This window comes from Paenibacillus sp. FSL E2-0190 (genome assembly GCF_037992965.1).
GTDB classification, from domain to species: domain Bacteria; phylum Bacillota; class Bacilli; order Paenibacillales; family Paenibacillaceae; genus Paenibacillus_AQ; species Paenibacillus_AQ odorifer.
The window spans coordinates 6,046,689-6,068,181 of the sequence record NZ_CP150306.1 but is presented as its reverse complement, the minus strand read 5'-3'; the positions used below and the strand labels follow the sequence as shown (position 1 = coordinate 6,068,181).

The 21,493-nt window shown below is 37.4% G+C and carries 21 protein-coding genes; 15 read left to right on the top strand and 6 right to left on the bottom strand.

Annotated features, from left to right (window positions below; all coding sequences use genetic code 11):
* The first annotated feature begins 29 nt into the window (after positions 1-29).
* From NST25_RS26540 to NST25_RS26470, 15 genes are all read left to right on the top strand, one after another.
* Complete coding sequence (locus tag NST25_RS26540) at positions 30-965, top strand: hypothetical protein (RefSeq protein WP_340392844.1); 936 nt, start codon at positions 30-32, stop codon at positions 963-965.
* A gap of 426 nt (positions 966-1,391) precedes the next feature.
* A complete protein-coding gene (locus NST25_RS26535) occupies positions 1,392-1,838 on the top strand; it encodes a hypothetical protein (RefSeq protein WP_340392842.1) in 447 nt (148 codons plus the stop codon).
* A gap of 24 nt (positions 1,839-1,862) precedes the next feature.
* A complete protein-coding gene (locus tag NST25_RS26530; RefSeq protein WP_340392841.1) occupies positions 1,863-2,141 on the top strand; it encodes a phage integrase N-terminal SAM-like domain-containing protein in 279 nt (92 codons plus the stop codon).
* A gap of 50 nt (positions 2,142-2,191) precedes the next feature.
* The gene (locus NST25_RS26525; protein WP_340392840.1) at positions 2,192-2,746 is read left to right on the top strand and encodes a tyrosine-type recombinase/integrase; all 555 of its coding nucleotides are present in this window, start codon (positions 2,192-2,194) and stop codon (positions 2,744-2,746) included.
* A 20-nt stretch (positions 2,747-2,766) separates the two neighbouring features.
* A complete protein-coding gene (locus NST25_RS26520) occupies positions 2,767-2,991 on the top strand; it encodes a hypothetical protein (protein WP_340392838.1) in 225 nt (74 codons plus the stop codon).
* Positions 2,987-3,301, top strand: coding sequence for a TnsA endonuclease C-terminal domain-containing protein (locus tag NST25_RS26515; protein ID WP_340394471.1), 315 nt, complete (start codon positions 2,987-2,989; stop codon positions 3,299-3,301). Before NST25_RS26520 ends, NST25_RS26515 begins: the two co-directional genes overlap by 5 nt.
* On the top strand, positions 3,282-5,420 hold the full coding sequence (locus tag NST25_RS26510) for a Mu transposase C-terminal domain-containing protein (RefSeq protein WP_340392836.1): 2,139 nt from the start codon (positions 3,282-3,284) through the stop codon (positions 5,418-5,420). The genes NST25_RS26515 and NST25_RS26510 overlap by 20 nt, the downstream gene beginning before the upstream one ends.
* A complete protein-coding gene (locus tag NST25_RS26505) occupies positions 5,413-6,147 on the top strand; it encodes an ATP-binding protein (protein WP_340392834.1) in 735 nt (244 codons plus the stop codon). Before NST25_RS26510 ends, NST25_RS26505 begins: the two co-directional genes overlap by 8 nt.
* Before the next feature lie 36 nt (positions 6,148-6,183).
* Positions 6,184-7,068 (top strand): hypothetical protein, encoded by an 885-nt coding sequence (locus tag NST25_RS26500; RefSeq protein WP_340392832.1) that lies wholly within the window; start codon positions 6,184-6,186, stop codon positions 7,066-7,068.
* On the top strand, positions 7,065-8,615 hold the full coding sequence (locus tag NST25_RS26495; RefSeq protein ID WP_340392830.1) for a TnsD family Tn7-like transposition protein: 1,551 nt from the start codon (positions 7,065-7,067) through the stop codon (positions 8,613-8,615). The genes NST25_RS26500 and NST25_RS26495 overlap by 4 nt, the downstream gene beginning before the upstream one ends.
* Before the next feature lie 255 nt (positions 8,616-8,870).
* Positions 8,871-10,760 (top strand): P-loop NTPase fold protein, encoded by a 1,890-nt coding sequence (locus tag NST25_RS26490; protein ID WP_340392829.1) that lies wholly within the window; start codon positions 8,871-8,873, stop codon positions 10,758-10,760.
* Positions 10,761-10,773: 13 nt separating this feature from the next.
* Positions 10,774-11,484, top strand: a complete 711-nt coding sequence (locus NST25_RS26485) for a hypothetical protein (protein WP_340392828.1) — start codon at positions 10,774-10,776, stop codon at positions 11,482-11,484.
* Positions 11,481-12,887 carry a Qat anti-phage system QueC-like protein QatC gene (gene qatC / locus NST25_RS26480; protein WP_340392827.1) on the top strand — a complete coding sequence of 469 codons (1,407 nt, stop codon included), beginning with the start codon at positions 11,481-11,483 and terminating at the stop codon, positions 12,885-12,887. Before NST25_RS26485 ends, qatC begins: the two co-directional genes overlap by 4 nt.
* A complete protein-coding gene (locus NST25_RS26475; RefSeq protein ID WP_340392826.1) occupies positions 12,871-13,611 on the top strand; it encodes a TatD family hydrolase in 741 nt (246 codons plus the stop codon). The genes qatC and NST25_RS26475 overlap by 17 nt, the downstream gene beginning before the upstream one ends.
* Positions 13,612-13,723: 112 nt before the next feature.
* The gene (locus NST25_RS26470; RefSeq protein WP_340392825.1) at positions 13,724-16,243 is read left to right on the top strand and encodes a hypothetical protein; all 2,520 of its coding nucleotides are present in this window, start codon (positions 13,724-13,726) and stop codon (positions 16,241-16,243) included.
* Between the two features lie 708 nt (positions 16,244-16,951).
* Here the strand turns inward: NST25_RS26470 and NST25_RS26465 are convergent.
* The 6 genes from NST25_RS26465 to NST25_RS26440 all read right to left on the bottom strand — a co-directional run bounded on the left by NST25_RS26465 (position 16,952) and on the right by NST25_RS26440 (position 21,483).
* Positions 16,952-17,506, bottom strand: a complete 555-nt coding sequence (locus tag NST25_RS26465) for a methyltransferase domain-containing protein (protein ID WP_339191296.1) — start codon at positions 17,504-17,506, stop codon at positions 16,952-16,954.
* A gap of 6 nt (positions 17,507-17,512) precedes the next feature.
* Positions 17,513-18,547, bottom strand: coding sequence for a HAMP domain-containing sensor histidine kinase (locus NST25_RS26460; protein WP_340394470.1), 1,035 nt, complete (start codon positions 18,545-18,547; stop codon positions 17,513-17,515).
* Between the two features lie 55 nt (positions 18,548-18,602).
* Complete coding sequence (locus NST25_RS26455) at positions 18,603-19,283, bottom strand: response regulator transcription factor (RefSeq protein ID WP_339188500.1); 681 nt, start codon at positions 19,281-19,283, stop codon at positions 18,603-18,605.
* Positions 19,284-19,314: 31 nt separating this feature from the next.
* Complete coding sequence (locus tag NST25_RS26450) at positions 19,315-19,878, bottom strand: methyltransferase domain-containing protein (RefSeq protein ID WP_076144587.1); 564 nt, start codon at positions 19,876-19,878, stop codon at positions 19,315-19,317.
* Positions 19,879-19,908: 30 nt separating this feature from the next.
* Positions 19,909-20,406 (bottom strand): DedA family protein, encoded by a 498-nt coding sequence (locus NST25_RS26445; protein WP_076130315.1) that lies wholly within the window; start codon positions 20,404-20,406, stop codon positions 19,909-19,911.
* Between the two features lie 279 nt (positions 20,407-20,685).
* Positions 20,686-21,483: a sulfite exporter TauE/SafE family protein gene (locus NST25_RS26440; protein WP_076098819.1), complete on the bottom strand. Its 798-nt coding sequence runs from the start codon at positions 21,481-21,483 to the stop codon at positions 20,686-20,688.
* Between the last annotated feature and the right edge of the window lie 10 nt (positions 21,484-21,493).

Below are 21,493 nucleotides of genomic sequence, written 5' to 3'. Positions count from 1 at the left end.
TATAATTAAAGTAATGGAGGTGAACCAATTTGATTTTCGATCTTTTTTCCAAAAGGGGCAAGAAACCTGATAAAGAGATTTTCATATACGATGATCTCCCAAAGAATTTTCGAATTCAGGTTATACATATTTGGTCTGATGCTATTGGAAAATGGTATTATGAAACCGATTATTTGGGCAAAGTTTATACCAGTCCATCGAATAATATCTGGCTTCAAATCCATAAACAATTGTGCAAAGAATACGGAATCTTTTCTCTTAGCGAGATGGGCGATAATCCCTTTGCCAAATGTCAATACTTCATTCAAAATACCACTACGGAGCAAGTATTAGATATCATTGAAATGAGCTTTTTGTGGATAGACAAGGTGATAAGCAGTTGGGAGCAATCAACTTTGCAAAAAGCCAAAATAACGCAAAGAGCTGAGGATGCAATTGAGGAACTTAATCAGCGTTTCCGCGAACATGCCATTGGCTATCAGTATATAGAAGGGCGAATTGTTAGAGTTGATTCGGAATATATTTACACCGAAGCTGTCCAGCCAGCAATTACTATGTTATCTGAAGAAGGATTCGAAGGGGCATCCCAGGAGTTCATGTCAGCGCATGAGCATTTCCGTAAGAAACGGTATAAAGAAGCTGTTTCAGATGCTCTGAAGGCGTTTGAAAGCGTCATGAAAACGATTTGTAAACGTAAAGGCTGGGAAGTCCGAGAAAACGCAACAGCAAAACCCCTCATAAATACGCTTTTTCAAAATGGGCTGCTATCAACAAGTCTACAAACACAATTTAGTTCTCTGAGGGATACTTTGGAGAGTGGGTTGCCTACTATTAGAAATAAAAATAGCGGACATGGACAAGGGGAGAATGTTGTCCATTTGCCTCCTCATTTGGTTGCGTATGCTCTACATCTCGCGGCTACAAACATTTTGTTTCTAATTGAATCCTACAAGGCTTTAGATTGAAGGAGCAACCTGAATCAAATACAGCAGGAGAATGGGGGAAGATGGAAAAGACAGGGCAAGTCAGGTTAGGGGATGATAGGGAAGAAACGTAGGGGGAAAAGCGTATAGCAGACGTATTCCAAGCGAGAAATAGGGCTTAAAAAGTTATGTGGACAGTTTTTTTAAAACTAAATCGCTAAAAGAGTGATTTTTGGAATCAAAACATAACAAACTTGCTGCATAACATATAATTATGATGACAGAATATGTTTAGAACAATAGATACTTGTCAGATTTCCGATTAGTCACTATAATTAGGTTATAGCTAACAAAAGTTAAAGCGTTTTGTCTTATGTAATGCAATTACTTTCCTGTAAAAAAAAGGAAACTCATTGCATATAGGACAAAGCGCTTTTTTTGTTGCCTAAAAACGAAAGGATGGTCTCAATGGAATTAGAATTTAGTTGCAAGATTGTTAAGTATGATCCAGGTGAAGACTTAAAACATAATGCTGTCGTTATTTTTGATTTCGACATTGAGGTGAATAGGCTTAGTGCTCTTGTGAAGGGTTTATTGGTTTCGCCCTTCTTACTACCAATTAAATCCATTGAATATATCGACAATAGTGTCGGCAAGTTTTCTGACTTTTATAATGGCGAAATTATCAGTCAAGCTACCATAGAATTTTATAATCTGAATGGTGTAGTAGTTTCTTTTAAAAATGGTCATATTCGAGGGTGGATAGAAGACGAAGTGTTAAATAAGTGGGGAGTGAGAAGTGTTAGTCAGTTTTTCGATGGTGATTTCCTCAAAGATGTAATATTAACGAACTATCGATTTGGTCGAGCACAATCTAAATTAACAGAAGCTTATATTATCTCAATAAAGTCTTGACATGAAGAAAAGGAGATGTGTGAATTGTTGAATCAGTTCAAGGAAGAATTACAGCGGGAGGGAAAAAGCCATCTCACGATTGAGGCGTATCTAACGGATATCGAACAGTTTCAGAGTTGGTTGCAAGGTACACTTGGATATGAAACTGATGCTATTACGGAAACAGATGTCAGGGAATATCGACAGTATTTGAATTTACAGAAGAAGCTTAAAGCAACCACTATCAATCGGAAACTGAAGAGCATTTTCTGTATCAGCGGTTTTTGTCTAAACAGGGCATTTGCAAAGAAGAGATCAGGTTAAAGCGGGTACTGTTAAAACATACGATAGACTTTGTTCACGAAGTTAAAGTGGTGGAGAAGCAAGAGTTATATCGGTTTAAGCGAACCATCGAGGCAGAAAACAACAAGCGGGACATCGTTATTTATTACCTGTTGTTTGGTACTGGGATTAGATGCTCAGAACTGGTCGCTATTGAACTGGATGACTTTTATCTGACAGAACGTAATGGAAAGAACAACTACAGCCATGTGCTTATTAGGAACGGTAAAGGAAGTAAATCTCGAAAAGTGAACTTGAATGCTCAAACCGTTAGTGCGATCAAGGACTATTTGGATGTCCGCCCGACTTCAGAATCAAACCGACTACTAATTGGTCAACGAGGACCGCTTACCAGGATGGCAATAAATAAGATATTGGAAAAATATAGTAAAAAGGCACAATTGGAAGAAAGGGTAAATCCACACTCCGCCAGACATACATTCTGTTCGCAATTGATCAAAAGTGGTGTTGATGCTAAAACGGTAGCCCTACTTTCGGGGCATAGCTCTATTGACATGATATATCGATTTTATGTTAGTAGCAGTGCGGAGGATAAACAACGGGCGGTCGATGGACTACAAATATAAATAAAGAGAGGTAGATAAATATGGAAAAAGATGTCTCATTTTTGATTGTCAGACGGTTAATCGAAGATATGCTTGGACGATATCTAATTGATGCAGTCATTGTCAAAGCTCGCGATAGAGAAGATCTGAACATCAAGGTCGGTATGTATGAAAAGTGGCGAGAACTTATATCCATTGGACTTCATAAGAACGGATTGATCCAGGAGCCTTATGTAGCAAAAAGAAATGATGAGCTGAAATATTGAGTGGATACACGCGGCAAGGCGGCTCAAAGATTGGGGATATTCAGAACATCAGGTCGCAGACGAGATCCTTTTATTAATGGAACTGTTGCGCGGCGGAGCAGGAACGATAAAAAATGCAATTGAGCGTTTCGAGAGCGGCATTCCAGAAGAACAAGGAAAAGGGCTGCTACTATTCAAGCATTTGCTTGCTACGAAACGAATCAAACTCGATATGGATAAGCCCATTGACCTGAATCAGGTCGTCGAAAGCATCGAGTTCGTTGATTGTAGTAAAAAGGGAAGTGATACATTTGCCAACGTTAGCAGTTAACACGTTACTTCAAATCGGAGGAGATCCGAAGCAAATTGAAAGGATTTTATGGATAGATGCTGGACGAGTCCATTGCTATGTCATAAATATCATTGCTGATCGTTCTCCTGAACTGCGGTTGATCCAGGATATTGAACGAGGATTGCAGGAGGAAGTTATCCATGTCGTCGATGATCAATGGTTTTCTCTTATCTGTGAAGAGTTTTTATCTGAAAAGGCAAGGGTGCAAATGGAGGGTGCATGGGGAGCTATTCAGGAATTAGTGGATAATGAGCCAGCCATATTTGATCAGCACCTCCGTAAGAGGCTGATTCAAGAAGCTTCGAGACTATCTGGACTAAGCCCGAAAACAATTGGACGCTATCTGAAATCTTTTTGGGGCAAAGGGAAGGTCAAGTATGCTTTAGCTCCTTCGTTTGATAAAAGAGGGGGAAGGGGGAAGACAAAGGCTTCAGGTCAAGCAAAGCGTGGAAGACCAAGGAAATACAGTCAAGATGAAGGAATCAATGTTAGCATGGAAATTGAACGCATTTTTCGAGTGTCCTTGAAGAAATACTACTACACTTCAAAAAAAGCACCGCTAAAGTTTGCCTACCAAAAGATGATACAAGAATTCTATAGTCAGGATAGCAAAATAGAGAATGGCGTAAAAATGCCTATTATTCATGATCCTAATGAATTGCCCACATATGCTCAGTTCAAATACTTCTTTAGAAAGGAAAACAACATCAAGAAGGAGATTTCGACTCGATACAGTTCAAAAAAGTATGAGTTGCTTCATCGTCCAGTATTGGGGAGTGCAACGGCAGAAGCAATTGGGCCAGGTTCACGCTATCTCCTTGACGGAAACAGTTTCGACCTGTATTTGGTTTCACGCATAAACCGCAATTGGATTATTGGCCGTCCCTGTCTGTATTATGTGCAGGATGTATTTAGTCGTATGGTCACTGGCATATATGTAGGTTTAGAAACAAGCTGGCTATCTGCGGCAATGGCTATTGCAAATTGTTGTGAAGATAAAGTAGAGTTTTGCAAACAGTACGGAATCGACATCCGCCCTGAAGAATGGGAGGCAAAGCATTTACCTGAAACCATTCTTGGGGATCGAGGAGAACTATTTACGAAAGATGCTGAGATGCTCATTAGCAGTCTTCACGTCAAAATTGAGAATACGTCCAGCTACAGAGGAGATTTAAAAGCAATTCTTGAACGGCATTTTAGAACAACAAATGATTTGACGAAAATGATGCTTCCTGGAAACATTAATCCTGACTTCAGGCAGAGAGGTCCTTCCTCACACGATTACAGATTAGACGCAAAATTAGACTTATATCAATTCGCCCAAGTTATTATCCGTTGTGTGCTATACCACAATAATCACTACTTACCAAATTATCCTCGCGAGGAAATGATGATTAGCGATGATGTGGAAAGCATCCCATCAAAAATCTGGCAGTGGGGTGTGAAGTTTCGATCGGGTAAATTGAGGGAAGTGCCGAAGGAAGTTGTTTTATTAAACTTACTTCCAACTGCTGAATGCCTGATCACTTTCCAAGGTTTAAAATTCAAAGGCTTGTTTTATAGCAGTCATACCGCACTCAAAGAGCGGTGGATGGAGAAGGCAAGAATAGGAACATGGAGGATTCCTGTCAGCTACGATCCGCGAAATTTGGGGACGATATATTTGCGTGGAATAGGCGAAAAAGGGTTTGAACCGTGCTATCTGTTAAGTCAGTACAATCAATTCAATGGTCGCACCCAAGAGGAAATTGAGTATTTGCAGGAGTTTGAGCGAATGCAGAAGGCACAACATGCTGAAAAAGAACTACAGCCTCAAATTGATCTGATTACGCACATCGAAGCTATTGTGCAGGAAGCGGAAAAGCAAACGAAGGAACAGCAAATCCCCACTTCAAAAGCAGAAAAAGTTCGTGGGATTCAGGAGCATCGGAACTTTGAAAAGCACTTTATTCAGAATGAGGATTCCATACATGCTCAGCTTGGAACTGAGGAACAAATCATTTCTAAGAACAAGCCAAATTCCGATATCATGGAGGACTATTTCAATGATTTTAATTTACTGAGGAAGGCTAAACGAGAGGAGGGGGAATATGGCTGAATGGGTACAGATTCCTGATGGGGTTTTAGCACAGGTGGCCCAATACTCTACCCAAGTAGTGGGTCAATACAAAGGCAACCCGCTTATTGAAGCGCAACCCTCGATAATGTCTAAGGGAGAGGTTGTACAAGCCTTGTCCAGCAGCTATCCGCACTTTGATGCTGATGAACGATATGCCGACAGCCATTTTCGGTTCCACATGATTCAGCAATTGCTTAGTTATTTTCAGCCTATGCCCCTACACATCGATCTCGAAAACAGAATTTCAAGATTGATTCGACAGGGCTACGTGAACCGCAATCCCATGAAACAGCATTATGCAAGTCAATTGGTTCAAGGGCATGCTGATATTCTACGTGGTCAAATCAGTCAAACCGTGCAAGCATTTTCTTCTGGTTTGACTATTGTAGGCATTAGCGGGATCGGAAAGAGTACGGCAATCAATCGCATATTAAGTTTAATGCCTCAAGTCATCAGTCATTCGGAGTACAACGGTATTCAGATAAGTACCTATCAAGCTCTTTTTCTGCGTTTGGAATGCCCTCCAGACGGCTCTATTAGAGGATTGATCAATAATTTTTTTGCGGAGATTGATCAACTTCTTGGGACGAATTACATGGATCGTTTTGGTAAGAACGGAAAGTTATCTGCCGCATCTCTGATGCCTATTGTTGCTCAAATTGCTCGTAGCTGTAACTTAGGACTTCTTGTAGTTGATGAAATCTAGAACTTGTCTGTAGCGAAAAGTGGTGGCTCGGAGAAGATGTTATCATTCTTCGTCTTATTGTCTAACGTAATTTCATTGCCAACAATCTTGATCGGAACGCCAAAAGCTCAAGCGCTTTTTTCAGATTTTCGTATAGCAAGACGTGGGAGCGGTCAGGGAGACGTAGTTTGGCTTCCAATGAAAAAAAACGAGTCGAGTTGGCGACTGTTCATTGAAGGAATATGGGACTACCAATGGGTGAGAAGTCCGATAACTTTAACAAAAGAGCTGGATGACGCAATGTATGAAGTGTGTTGTGGGATTACGGATATTGCTGTAAAAATTTTCATTTTGGCTCAAATTCGAGCAATTACATCAGGAACGGAGATGATAAGTCCAGAAATCATTCGAAGTGTAGCGAAGGATAATTTGAAATTGGTAGAGCCAATGCTGAATGCTCTTCGCACAGGCAATGCCGTCCAGATTGCGAAGTATGGTGATATCAATATTGCCCCAATTGACGGATTTGTCGCGGCTGAACAATCCAAGCTGGATTTGGGCAACATGCTTCAAACGTTCCAGCAAGCAAGGAAAGAGCAGCAGGTAAGTGCTGAACGATTAAAACAAGACGCAATAATGCGCTTAACTCTCTTGGGGATACCTGAAAAAGAAGCGAAGCAAAATGTCAGCAAGGTTCTGTCGGATAAGCCGCATGCTCAAAACATCCAAGAAGTTGTTCAGGAAGCTTATAAGCTCTATCTTGGTCTAATTGAAGAGAAGCAGAGTGACAGTAAGTCGCAGTTCCAATTTAATGAAGATCAAGATTTGAGAAAAATGGTCAAGGCAGGTAAAGAAATAGGGTCAACTGCATATCAGGTGCTTAAAGAAGCTGGATATATCGCATCTGATTTTTCATTGGACATTGGAAGTGAAATTGGATGATATTACAGTTTCCGATGCCTTACGGGGGCGAGCTATTATACAGTTTGCTTGCCAGAGCTGGTCTTCGTAGTGGAAATGTAAGTCACAGAGCTATATTGATAGATTTATTTGGAATGGACAGTTTCACAGCAAGTGTTGAATTACAGCCAGGTATTAGCAACATTATCTCGAACTTACCTGTTGGCTCAACGATATCAGCAGACCAACTCATCTTTCAGAATACGATGTACCCCTTCTTTACAGCCTTTCGAGATGAAGAGCAGGCACATAGGATATATAGTAGTTTACTTGATGAACATGGGCGAGATCTGCATAATGCAATTGGGCTTATGTCATCAGCCATAAAGCCGCTTACTCACTTCCAATTTTGCATACTGTGTAATCAGGAAGATATCAATAGACATGGTGAGTTATACTGGAGGCGGTTATTTCAAGTTCCAGGTGTTCATATCTGTGTAAAACATGGCATTTGGCTTTCAGAAAGTACGGTTTCAGCGAGAGGAAGCACAAAGTATGTTTTTACAGCTCCGACTCAAGATAATTGCTCTGATTATCATGTGCAAATGGTTGCGGACAAGGAAATGTTAGGGCAATACAGTTGCATCGTGAACAATATTGAGAAATTGTTCAATTTTAAATACCCTAATCGTCCGTTGGATTGGTTCTATTATCGCTACAAAAATCAGTTGATGTGGAAAGGATATACCTCTGAGAAGGGCAGAGTGGATCATCAGCGAGTCCAAAAAGATTTTGTTGATCATTATGGGAGTGAGTTGTTGAACATCCTCCAATCTTCAGTGAGCGGGGAAAGCACTTGGCTAAAGTTAATTTTTCAAAAGCATCGTAAAGGATTTCATCCGATTCGTCACATACTCGTTATGCAATTCCTTGGGTTGACGCCTGAAGATGTTTTTGACGCAGACACATTAGGAACATCAGTTGAGTATGGCAGCACGATATGTAAAGCTAAAAGAAAAATTATGAAGAAAACAATGACTGAAGAATATAGGGAACGTGCCAAAAAGGAAAGGCGAGAAGCTTGGTTGCAAATACGGAGCCAGTATCCCCACCATGGCAGATTAGAGCTAAGGAGACTCGATCCAAAGGTTTACGCTTGGCTCTACCTGTACGACCGAGAATTTCTTATTGAACACATGCCCGAAAAGATGCCACCGAAGGCTGGTTCCATGCGTCACGATTGGGATAAGCGGGATCAGGAAATTCTTGATCGGGTAACTGATATTGTTCAACAGTTGATGGACGAGAAAGGAAAGCCTCGACGTTTAACATTGAAACGAATTCAAGAAATTATGGAAGCGCAATGCCTGATGCCTAAACATTTGAAGAAGATGCCGCTAACTAAAATGTTCCTTGAACGGATGATAGAGGATTCTGAAACATTTCGTAAACGTAGAGTATTGTGGGCATTAGGGGAATTGAAATCGAACGATGAGGCACTAACTTTGAATAGGGTTAAGTTAAAAGCTGGGGTTAGTCAAATTCCAGAAGAATACTTGATTGAGCTTACTGCAATTGCCCAAAAATAAAAAAATGATCAAAGGCTTATGGAATGCAACTTCCATAAGCCTTCAATTTTGGAGTTGAATATATTCCGAAAAAAGACCTTTTCGGAATATATATACGGTCTTTATTCCTATATATTGCAGGACAATATTACCATTTGTCGAATTAATAAGAATATAAGGGAATTTTGTATAACTTAGTATTTTGCAAAACTAAAATAAGGGTTTCTATCTATGAATTTTAACAGGTCTATTAATAAAAAATAAGGAGGACTTTCTATGTGGGCAGATAACGCTTCTAAGATAGATATGCTTTCATTTGGACCCTATGCTGAATTATTACACGAAATTGCATTAAGTGAGAGGGTAAACCCATTAACAATTGGCCTATTTGGTAATTGGGGGAGTGGAAAGTCGACAGTTCTTAATCTGATTGAAAAGAAGATAACAACTGAAGCTAATAAAAAGGTTGCATCTATCTTTGTTAATGCGTGGATGTTTGAAGGATATGATGATGCGAAAACAGCATTAATGGAAGTGATTTTAAGAACATTAGAAGAAAATAAGGATGTCAACGAAAAGGTCGGAGGCGCACTCAAAAAGTTAAAAGATAGAGTGGATTGGTTTAGGTTGGGAGGGTTTGCCTTGAAAAAAGGAACTCCTCTGCTTCTAAGTGCGGCATTTGGAAATCCCATACCAATTATAATGGAAGGATTAAATACGTTTATTCCTAAAGATAAAAGTCAAGTAGAAGAGAAGATTGCACAATTAGCTGAAATGAAAGAATTTATAAAAGGTCTTCCTGAAGATAATGTGGTTCAGAATATCAGGAAATTTCGTGAAGAATTTGAACAAATGATGGTTGATTCAGGATTAGAAAATTTAATCATAATTATTGATGATTTAGACAGATGTAGTCCTGAACGAATTATTGAAACTATGGAAGCAATTAAATTATTTTTGTCTGTACAAAAAACAACTTTTATTATAGCAATAGATGAAGATGTTGTTAGTTATGCGGTACAACGAAAATATCCTAAGATTGATGATGCTTCATTGGATATTTCAAAGAATTACATAGAAAAAATAGTGCAAATGCCAATAAAAATACCTGAGCTATCTGACATTGAAGTGAAGAACTACTTATTACTATTAGTTTGTGAAATGTTCTTGAATGAGGAACATTTAGATAAGTTACTATCTGGACTGAGAGTAAGGAAAATTTTTGTTAAAGGAGAGATTATAAGTCAAGAAGAGATCCGTTCAATATTAGAACACGACGGTGAAATTTCAGATGCGCATTTTAAACCAGGTCATACTAAAGAAGATTTTGAACTGCAGTTGGACGTTTTTGGAAGAGTAGCTGATGTTATTTCATCTACGTTGAAAGGCAACCCCCGTCAAGCTAAAAGATTCTTGAATACCTTCTATTTAAGAAAGAAGCTGTCAGAGATACAGGATCTTGAACTTGATTTAGCAATACTTGCTAAGTTAATGGTTCTGGAATATACCAATATTGATCTCTTTAGAGAGATATATTCGTGGCATATAGCAAATGAGGGATTTGCCAGAGAGCTTGCACCGTTAGAAAGATACTCTATTGATCAAGAGACTGGAAATATTCAAGAAATGAAACAACTCTATAGTAATGCGTGGTTTAAGCCGATCATTCAACAATGGCTATTAGTAGAACCGACCCAGTTGTCTGAGGAGGATCTAAGACAATATTTCTATTTAGCAAAGGATTCAATCAAAGAGAAGAATATTTCAATGTTGAATCTAACGGCTGAAGAAAGAAAATGGGTCAACGACATATGTGTTGACGGCCTTCAAGAATCGTTAAGACAACAAAAAATAGAAGAGTTTAATAAAGCAGACGTTGATCATTCGAAAATTATAAAAGGAATTGTTGCAAAGTATCAATTAAACAAGGAATTTATCCTAAAGGTATTAGTTAGAATTTATCTATTGTTTCCTATTCATAGAGAAGAAATGATGAAAGAATTTAAGAAACTTAGAAAAGTTGAGATGTCTCCTACAAATATCATGCTTTTCAATTTAGTTAAACAAGTAAATACTCCTCATTATGATGAATTGAAAAAATATTTCACTGAAGAGGGAATTGTAGATGTAGAACTTTGGGATAGTGTAGCTAATAGAAGAAGGTAAATGGAGGGAAAGCATGGGAACTTCGAAAGGATACCTACCACCAACTGGGCACTTATGGAGTGATACAAAAAGAGCAGTTTCCAGCATGAATCGTAATAGCTATAGTAGTAGTTCTATTGGTAAAGCTGTTTCAAGCTTCTCCAAAGCGAATAGTGGAACCAGATCACAAGGAAATTCGGCAGTAGGAGCTTCTGGAGCTAAAGCTTTGAATTTTGCCGACCTTGTTAGGAGCATCGGACTAAATAATGCTCTCGACCAAGTGGGTTTAACACATTTGATAGGTCAAGATCCTCAGGCAGTATTTGAGGGTTTATTGAGTTATTTTTCAGAAGGTACAGATTCTCTCCAACAATCGATTGCTGATCAGGCTATGCAAGAATATATGGCAGAAATGATGGGGAGTGTACGAAGCAAAGAAGAACTTGATGATGCTTTTGCTAAATTGGAGACTGATTTGTTTATACAAGATTTTTTAACAAAATACGTTCAGGTATCATTCTTTACTAATTTTGCTGAAAAAATCAATGCTCTTTGTAAAGATATTGGACAAGCTTTGAAAATGCAGGAAAGAATCAAGGAGTTTATTAGACTTGAAATTGCAGATAATTATACACGAGATGGTATGAAGAATATGGATTGGAGAGGGAGAGAAGGAAGAGAGTATATAGAACGAAAGTGTGAAGATGTATGGGGAATTTTTGAACGGTGGGGTGATTCCGAATGAATGACATATGGATTGTGAAAAATGAACAGCAAGTAGATGCTCAAGGCATAACATTTAATCTGTCCTCTAAAAATAATAAGTCTAATATTAAGTCAGACATAGAGAACTTGTGGCGAATGTTTAGTTTGGAGAATGTATCTCCAATTATTGAGGATTTTTTAATAATTGGAATGGCAATCTTCACGGTCGATAAAAAGGTATCCAGAAAGTTTTCAACAGATGGGTGGAGCAGGGGGATAATTGTACATATTCCAGTTTTAGAATTACAGAAATGGCTAACCATTAAAACTAAGTTGGAGAAAACACTGTCTTTTTTAAGTGGGGATACTTGGAGCCTTTCATTCTATTCTACGGAAGAGAGATTCAGAGGTGATAAGATTAATAAAGATTATAGTGTTAAGAATCGAGACACCTTTGATTGTGTCTCTCTGTTTTCAGGGGGATTGGATTCGTTCTGTGGTGCATTAACGTTAATGGAAGAAAAGAAGAATCCATTATTCTTAGGTTTTAAAGAATATCCATTGCTTATAAAAAGGCAACAATCACTTTTCAAAGAAATACAACAAGCCTATGGACAGCAAAGCTCTGACTTTGTTCAATTCAGCGTTACACCAAGTAAGCCTATTAATATAAATGAAAGTGTTGCTGGTGAAAGTACAAGTAGAAGTAGATCTTTCCTGTTCATTGCAGGTGCAGTCGCAGTTGCTTCAATTATTGGAGAAAACACACCAGTATATATACCTGAAAATGGATTTATCGGTATCAATGTTCCTTTAACACAGAGTAGAAGTGGAAGTTGTAGCACCAGAACAACTCATCCATTTTTTCTGAAATTACTAAATGAGGTCCTTGATGAAATTGGAATTACTCATCAAGTAAAGAATTTTTATTCTGGAATGACAAAAGGAGAAATTGTTAAGGAACATAAAAATAATGTTGTTTTTCGAGAGAGGTTTAAGGAAACCTTATCATGTTCACATCCTTGCCAGGGGAGATATGATGGAGTTAGTCCACCTGTAAATTGCGGTTATTGTTATCCTTGCCTCATTCGCAGGGCATCGCTAATCGTCAATGATTTTTTTGATGATCATTATAATGTGAATTATGAGTTGAATAGAAGTTTTATCGAAGTAAATAATAAACTTGATGGGAAGGCAAGTGACCTCAAGGCGGTTTTGTTTACGTTAAAAAGATATGTAGATAAAAGACATGATCAATCGTTTATAAGAAGGTTACTACGTATACAAGGCCCTTTAACAAGCGAGGAAATAAACTCCTACGAGAGAGTTTATAGAGAATCTTTAAAAGAAATTTTACAAATGATTGATTATGAAGAAGTAACTAACGGTGGGGGATTAAAAAACTATATGGATCTAAAGGAAAGCTATGAAGAACTTAGTTGATTTTCATGTTCATATTGATTATTACCCAAATTACAAAACAATTTATGATTTCTATACTAATCAAAAGATCTATGCACTGTTTGTTACGAACTTTCCAGAAGTCTTTAAAAAGGCTATGGATACTTTTCCAGAATCAAAGTACGTCAAAATAGCATTAGGTTATCATCCAGAAATGATCAACATACGGCCATTCAAAAAAAAGGCTTTTGATGAATACCTCGATGAAACTAAGTATATAGGTGAAGTCGGACTGGACTTTTCCAAAGACCATATTAAGAATCGGGATGAACAAATTAAAATTTTTCGCCATATTTGTCGTAAAACCGCTGATACGAATAAAATAATGTCTGTTCATTCACGAAATGCAGAAATGGATGTTTTAGCAAACTTAAAGGAGTTTGGAATTAAGCATGCCGTTTTTCATTGGTATACTGGGAGCATAAAAAACCTACAGGAAGTTATTGAATCAAATTATTATTTATCTCTTAATCCATCAATGCTAAAGACAAAAAAGGGAAAGGAGATAGTTCAAAGTATACCTTTGCGACAAATTTTGATTGAGACTGATGGACCGTATAGTAAATATAATAATCGTCAGATTGTACCAGATGATATTCCTTCAATTTATCGTGATTTTGAATTCTTTTTAGGAATTGAAAATTTAAAAGAAATCGTTTTTGAAAATCTGAATAAATTGCTTATAAATCAACAAAAAAGATTTTAGACAATACTGTACTATCTCGGTTAACGTATTACGAAAACGTGTCTTTCCAGAATGTTTATACAATCATGACATACCAAATTAGAATGCGAATACGCAAGCAGGAGGCTACATTGTGACTAATATAAAGATTCAAGAACCTTTTAAATTTCTGAAACATTCTGAGGGGGCGGAAAAGTGGCACAAATCATTTGAAAAAATGTGTTCTGAAATTCTTCATGTTGAGCACAGCAATGATACAGTGATAAGAATTGATGGATCAGGTGGGGATGATGGAATCGATGTATTGGTTAAAGGTTCCGACACTAAAATGTCTATATATCAATGCAAGTTTTATACTGATACCTTTCATAAAGAAAAAATCTCTTCTTCCTTTTTGACTGCTCATAAAAAAAATAAGAACGATAACTTCAAACAATGGGTTTTAGTAATACCAAAGACACTGACTAACAATGAACGACTTTGGTGGGATGAATTTACTCAAGAACATAAAGACAAAGATATTGAATTTATAATATGGGATGAAGACAAGATAGTTTATCTGTTGAAGAAAAATCGTTTATATGATTCATATTTTTTGAATGAGAATGAACTTGAAGAACGCAGAAGATCTGAAGAGATGATTGCTGAGTGGAAAGAGGAAAGAAACTTATTTGAAGAAACCTCTTTTTATTTAAAAGCATATGATGTGTTTAAACGAAACAATATTTTATTTGTAAGCGGGCAATCCCAATCAGGAAAGACATCAATAGCGAGAAGCATATGTTGCTCGACAATAGAGGAAGACGAGCAACTCATAGTGTTACCTCTAACATTAAATAAGTTTAAAGATTATTATGATTCGTACAGAATAAAGAGGATATATCTATTCGATAATGCATTCGGTGAAAGAGAGGTGAAGAAAGAAAGATTTAGTGAAATAGACGAAGAAATGATTTCTTATTTAAACAAGGCTATTAGAGCGGGTTCTAAAGTTATTTTTACAAGTAGAGATTACATATTTAAAGAAGTTATAGATGGTGAAATATTAATAGGTTATTTCGACAAATTTCCGCAAATATTCAATAAACGAAATATTGTAAATATAGAAGATTACTCGCATATGGAAAAGAAAAATATTCTACTAAAACATGTTAACGCAAGCGATATGGAAGAACAAAAAAAACTTGTACTAAAAATCTATCTAAATAAAATTATTCATTTAGGAGAATTCACTCCTGAACTTATTCGAAGACTTGTAGATAATCATTTAAACGAAAATATCGAATTTAGTTGGTCAGGTATAGAATATTATTTTAAAAATCCGATTGCGTACATTATAACTTTGTTCAACGATCTTGAAAAAGATAAAAAAACAGCATTATTATTAATGCTTTTGAATGAAGGACAATTGCCGACACTTTTAGATGATGATTTTTTGAAAGGTAAAATAGAAATAATTCAGAAAAATGTTGATTCTTCAAGAATAAAAAATGCCTTAACTCATATACCGAGCAGTTTGATTAAACGAGAAATTATATCAAGCCAGACAGTTTGGAAGTTTCATCATCCAAGTATCGAAGAAGCTTTAGTTGAAAAGCTTGTGAATAATGTGAAGAAGAACGATCAGCAAATCGAACTTTTTTTGAAAGTTGCAGACTTTAGAACTTTAATTGATAATATAACAGTTGATCCTTCTAATGAGAATAGAATTTTTATTTCCAAAGAACTCTGGGGAAATATGTCTAAAAGGTTATTTGGAACTATAGGTAATACAAAAGCCAACTATGATTATTTCAAAGATAGCTATATTTTCAGAAAAGAAGATCTCGCAAGATTTTTTGCTGAGCAAACAAATGATGACTTTTTAGAATGGTTTAATGATGAATATAGCGATAGCCCTCAAGTATGGAAAGATCTTGTTTCAAAAAGCATATTTAATCAACTGCATAGCATAGGTTCGTACAAATTAGCTTACAGGTTGGATGAACTTGGCTTCCTTTCGTTAGATGTGAAACATGAAGTAATTGCAAATATTGAGGAAGTTGCAAGAGGAACTTTTGATGTAACTTTCTTAAAAGAAAACGATATGCAAAAATTCATAGGAGAAGAAAAAGCATTTGAGCTTCTTCAATACTATAAACATGAAGGTATAGCCTTAGCAGAAGCAGAAATGGATGGACTTTTCAACGATGATATTGACTTGAGTGGAGATTTAGAAGAAGCACTTGATTCTCATTTTGCGTCATGGCGCTCTTCAGTTGAATTATTGAGAGATAAGTTAAGCGAAGAAGGCTTATTAAAATCTGATTTAGATTGTGAATTTGAAAATTTGTTCGCTCAAGTAGAGGAATGGAAAGACGAAATTATACAAAATCATGAAATAGAGACTGAAGAAGAGTGTGGTCTTCGTGATGAAGTGCTAACAGAGTTTGTTCGTAAAGCAATTTATATTTCTTCGGAAAGTGATCTTGTACAACTGTTAAAAGAGTTGATAGATAAAATGGTAACCGATCTTTATTATAGTTATGAGGATGTAGTAATATATGTTGGTCAAGTTTTGAATTTAGAAGACATACAAGGTCATAGTGTAATAATAAATCTTAAAAAAGCTTTAATTCAATATGTAGAGAACAATGCTCATGATAATATTTAAGTAAGTAAAACCAATATCTACTTTTTAACAAATAAATAATTCCTGTCGATTTTCAATAAAACTGTCCAGGAATAAAAATTAGCATCCACAAGAAGACCAAAGACTGGAGAAGATCGATTCTTTCCTCGATCCATTTCCCAGTCTTTTGTCGTTGCTGTAGAACATAATGCAGGATTTTCAACCTGTTTCTCGAATAATTACTCCATCAGTAACCCAAGCAGCTCAAGGGTTCAGAGGTTGTGGGAGGTCTTTACTCAAGCTTTTACTCAAGCCATTGCCCTGGTTTTTGAGAACCTGATCCCAGTGTTCCCCTGACATTTTCCCAGTCTTTTCAGACACTAATTTTTATTCGTTTTCGTTCACAATTGAACCAGTTTTCTTCCAGTTTTCTGCTCTTGTAACCTGACATGACGGGACACGAATTATTATCTCGAAAATGAAGGGGAAGCCTTGTGGGGAAAGGGATTGAGGCATGTTGTATGAGGGAAACATTTGGGACAGGAATTATTATGTTTTTACAGGGATAAATTGTCACCGTTTGTAACGTAGTTTTCTCACACTAAATCCAGTCCTGATGATCAAGATAATCTTGATCATCAGGACTTTTTTATAATCCTGCAACAGTATTGGCTGCATATTAGGCTGGTCATTTCCATTCTCAATACTTATACATTCTTTAGAAATTACTGTTTTCCGAGTATTCATCTGTCATTCTTTTTTACGACAAATATATACGAATGTTGGAGGGAAAGTGTAAGGCACAAATTCAATTTTCTCAATAAGTAGTTGTTTAGCCCATTTTTTTTTCATGTGCAGCGAGTGCTGATATGCAACTAAAATTCCGCCTGGTTTAAGTGACTTAACAATCTGATGTAGGATTTTGTCACGCATTTCAGTTGAAAAATTAAAAAATGGTAATCCGCAAATTATGCAATCTAACTCACGGATGCCTTCCTGATTCAATTTCTTGAGTAAGTAGCTGGCGTTGGAATGGAAAATGCATTCCGGATAAATTGCTTTTAAGTGTTCTCTCATTTTTTTATTCCGCTCAAACAAAAGCACTTTTGTAGAATTCGTTAATTGTGATGTCATGAGATGTGTAATAGCACCTGTACCAGCTCCAAGCTCTGCAACGGCATTTACATTATGCCATAGTACAGACTGGACTATTTTATTGGCTAATAATTGCGAACTGGGTAGAATATTTCCTACCCGCTTTGGATCTTTGAGGAAGCCTTGTAAGAAAAGTAAGTATTCAGACATAATCAATTAGCAATCCTCTCCGAAAGGCAATCTCAGTTGGAATGTGAAGACGTCATGAGTGTGTTTAAGCGTTAAAGTACCCTTGTGCAACTCAGCAATATTCCTAGCTATCGAAAGACCAAGTCCTGCTCCGGTTTGAATTCCCTGACTTTTTCTTGAGTGGTCAACCTTATAAAATCGGTCAAATAGACGGTTTTCTTGATCCTGTGAGAGGGGAGTTCCTTTATTTTCAATCTCAATGGTACAGTGTTCAGGATCGGTTGTAATTCGTATGCTAATGCTTCCCGGGCTGATGGAATATTTTAAGGCGTTCATAAGTAGATTATCTATGGCTCTGGCTATTTTCTCACTGTCGATTAAGGTGATGATTGGACTCTTATCTATATCTTTTATAAGGTGGACATTGTTTTCTTGAGCGATCGGTTCGAATTCGAATAACAATTGATTCAAAAGCTGCGACAAATCGATTCTCTCCAGATTTAAACGGGAATCCACCGAATTAAGTCGGGTATATTCAAACAAATCATCGAGGAGTTTCTTCAAATGAAGCGCCTTGTTATAGGTGTTTTGAATAAAACGTGTGTATTCTTTTTTATCTTGGTACGATTCTGTACGTAAAAGCTCAATATACCCGATAATACTTGTAAGAGGGGTACGTAAGTCGTGTGAAATCCCCGTGATCATCTCCATCTTGGATTTTTCTATTTCGCGTTCCTTGATGATCTGTTGCTCTAAGCGCTCTGCCATCCGGTTGATGTTCAAAGCCACCAGTCCTAGTTCATCTTGGCGCACAACATTTACCCGATAACTCAAATTACCTTCGGATATAATCTGAAGTCCTTGTTCCAGCACAATTAAATCTTTGACGATTCGCCGGGTCAATGTAAAAAATGTAATAACGAATATAATGAAAAACATCGGAGTAAGAAGGTAGGCAAGAAAATTGAACACCCAATCCAATTTTGTTGCATTTCTAAAATGAAAGAACAAGATGCTAAGTGAGGTATTTATCGCAATGGTAATTATGAAACTCAACACCATCCTGATTAAGATATTGGATTGAATGCGTTTATTTATTTGTAGATTTCGTATGATTTTAATCAACTTTGTAACCAACTCCCCAGACTGTCTTAATATACAGAGGTTCTCTTGGATTTTCCTCTAATTTTTCTCTTAAGTTACGAATATGAACCATTACGGTATTGTCAGAATATCCGTAAGGCTCTTTCCATACACTCTCGTAAATTTGCTCCGAACTATAAACTTGCCCAGGCCGGCTTGCAAGCAGGGTTAAAATCGCAAACTCTAGTGGAGTTAATGAAACTTCAATTCCATTTAACTTTACGGAATGTTTATTTTTATCTATGATCAGGTTTTTAATTATAAGCAGAGAGTTGAATTCTTCCTTTCCAATTAAGGACTGACGCCGTAACTGAGCTTTTACACGGGCCAGTAGTTCCAGTGGATTAAACGGTTTGATCATGTAATCGTCTGCCCCGGTAGTTAGACCTGTGATTTTATCAATGTCCTCTTGCTTGGCTGAGAGCATAATAAGTGGGATATTTGATATTTCCCTAATTTTGAGACAGGCTGTGATACCGTCCATTTGAGGCATCATGACATCCAGGATAACTAATTGAATGGAAGTTGTTTGTATTGTACTCAATGCCTCTTGACCATCTGCAGCTTCAAGCACTTGGTAACCTTCATTTCTTAAATAAACATGAATCACATCTCGAATTTCAGAATCATCATCTGCAACAAGAATTGTATTCAATGGACGCTGCCCCTCTTCTATATTTATTTTATTATGTTTCCCTTTTACGACAGACGTAGACGAAAGCGGGAGGGAAATTAAATGGCACATATTTTATTGTATCAATATTAAAATATTCGGAGAGTTGCTTCTTCATTTGAAGTGAATACTGAAAGGCGATAAATAATCCCTCAGGTTTAAGGGATTGGTAGATCTGTTCAACCAATGTATTTCTTAATTCGGGCTCAAAATTGAAAAAGGGCAGCCCACTAAAAATACAATCCAACTGATGAATATGTGAACTTTTAATTGTTTCTACTAAACTAGCAGCATTATGATAACAGGAAAAGTCCGGATAGCTTGTCTTCAGGTTATGCCTCATGGTTTTATCCATCTCAAATAGTAACACTTTCGTTGTACTAGTTACCTTAGTATTGATTACACGGGTGATTGCACCTGTACCTGATCCAAGTTCAGCGACTGCTTTAACTTCATGCCAAGGGGCTTGGTTAACCATGCTGTGTGCCAGAAACCGGGAACTCGGGGTAACACTGCCTACCTGTTTTGGATCATGAATAAAACTTCTTAAAAATAAGAGTTTTTCATTGAAGCTCATTCGGAATTCCTCCATAATTTTAGAATTGATTTAGATGTTTATTAATTTTGATAGGATGTGATCTCCAAAGTACGTTCCTACAAAAAAGAACAGTAAGGTCCAACTTAAAGCACTGGGATATGAAATAAGGGCAAATCGTTTATAGCTTGTACCGCTGAGCCCGATCAACATGGGAATGATGTAACGTACAACTGGAATAAACATGCCGATATACATAGCTGTACGCCCACGTTTTTTTAGAATCTGCTCTGCTTTTTTAAAATGTCTGTTAGCTTCAAATTTGCACTTCAGCTTTTGCCCAAAGAATTTACCTGCAAAGTAGGCAACCGTAAAGGCCGTTAATAGCCCTGATAAAATGCAGAAATAAGTCATCCAGGAATTGATAATCCCCATGTGGCTTAGGGTAGCTCCAGTGAGGATTGTAATTTCATTAGGGATTGGAATTCCAAAAGGGCCTAACGTGAAAGCAAGATAAAAAATCAGATATCCATACTGATTGATTAGCTCTAAGACGGTATTACTGGCCAATATGCCACCTCCTTCGCTTACTTCAATACAGAAATCTTAACTAAAAAAACTGAGGAATTAGGTGGGGGAATTCTAAAGAAATCCTGAAGAGACTTAAAATTCGATAGGATTGGCCAAGTCTCTTATCCATAGGGGGCTAAATTATGATAGAAGAGGGGATCCGTTTCTGCCCTGCAATTTGAAATGTCGTTGATATCAAGGAATTAGTCCCACAGTCACAATAAAAAAGTCCTGAGGATCAAGAAACTCTTGATCCATCAGGACTTTTTACATAATGACCTACCCTTTCATCATCAAACGAAGCGAAACGATGATGAGAAAAACGGCTAATAGCTTTAAAAGCAGCTTGGCAGGAAGGCGTTTTGCCAGGCGTGCGCCAATTTGACCGCCGATAATTGCGCCAGGTGCTAGGGCTAACACCATAAACCATTCAACATTCAATAAAAAGGCATGTGTTGTGGTGCTTACGATAGCTGACAGGAAAATTTGAAGCATAGAAGTTGCAACAGCGATATGGGGGGCAAAGCCGAGAAGTAAGGTCATTGTCGGAACCATAAGACTCCCGCCGCCAATCCCAAATAGGCTTGCTACAAAGCCAACGAGAAAACTGATGATTATGCCGGTAGGCATATGATAAGCATATTCGAAATGAGCCCCGCTATTATCGGAAAAGCTTCGCTTCACGGTTGGTTTGAAAGGCCAATGGATGGGTTTGTTCGGCTTGAACAAGAGCAATAAAGCGACAAGGATTAAGAAAATACCGAAGCTTACGAAAAACATTCTCCCGCCCATTTGCTTGGTAAAGAGTGCACCTATTACTGAACCCGGAATCGAAACGGCGGCGAAGGTGAGCGCTGCTTGATAATCGATTCTCTTCTGCTTTGCGTACACATAAGTACTTGAGATGGAGTTGAAAAGCAGCATCGCCATTGATGTTCCAGCCAGATGTGAAGGCTCCATATCAGGAAAAAGGAAAGCCAACGCAGGCACAACGATGAACCCGCCGCCAAGTCCGACCAATGAACCGGAAATGCCAGCTGCTAGCCCGATGACTAAGAGCAGTAAGTAAGTTAGCACAACAGCATGT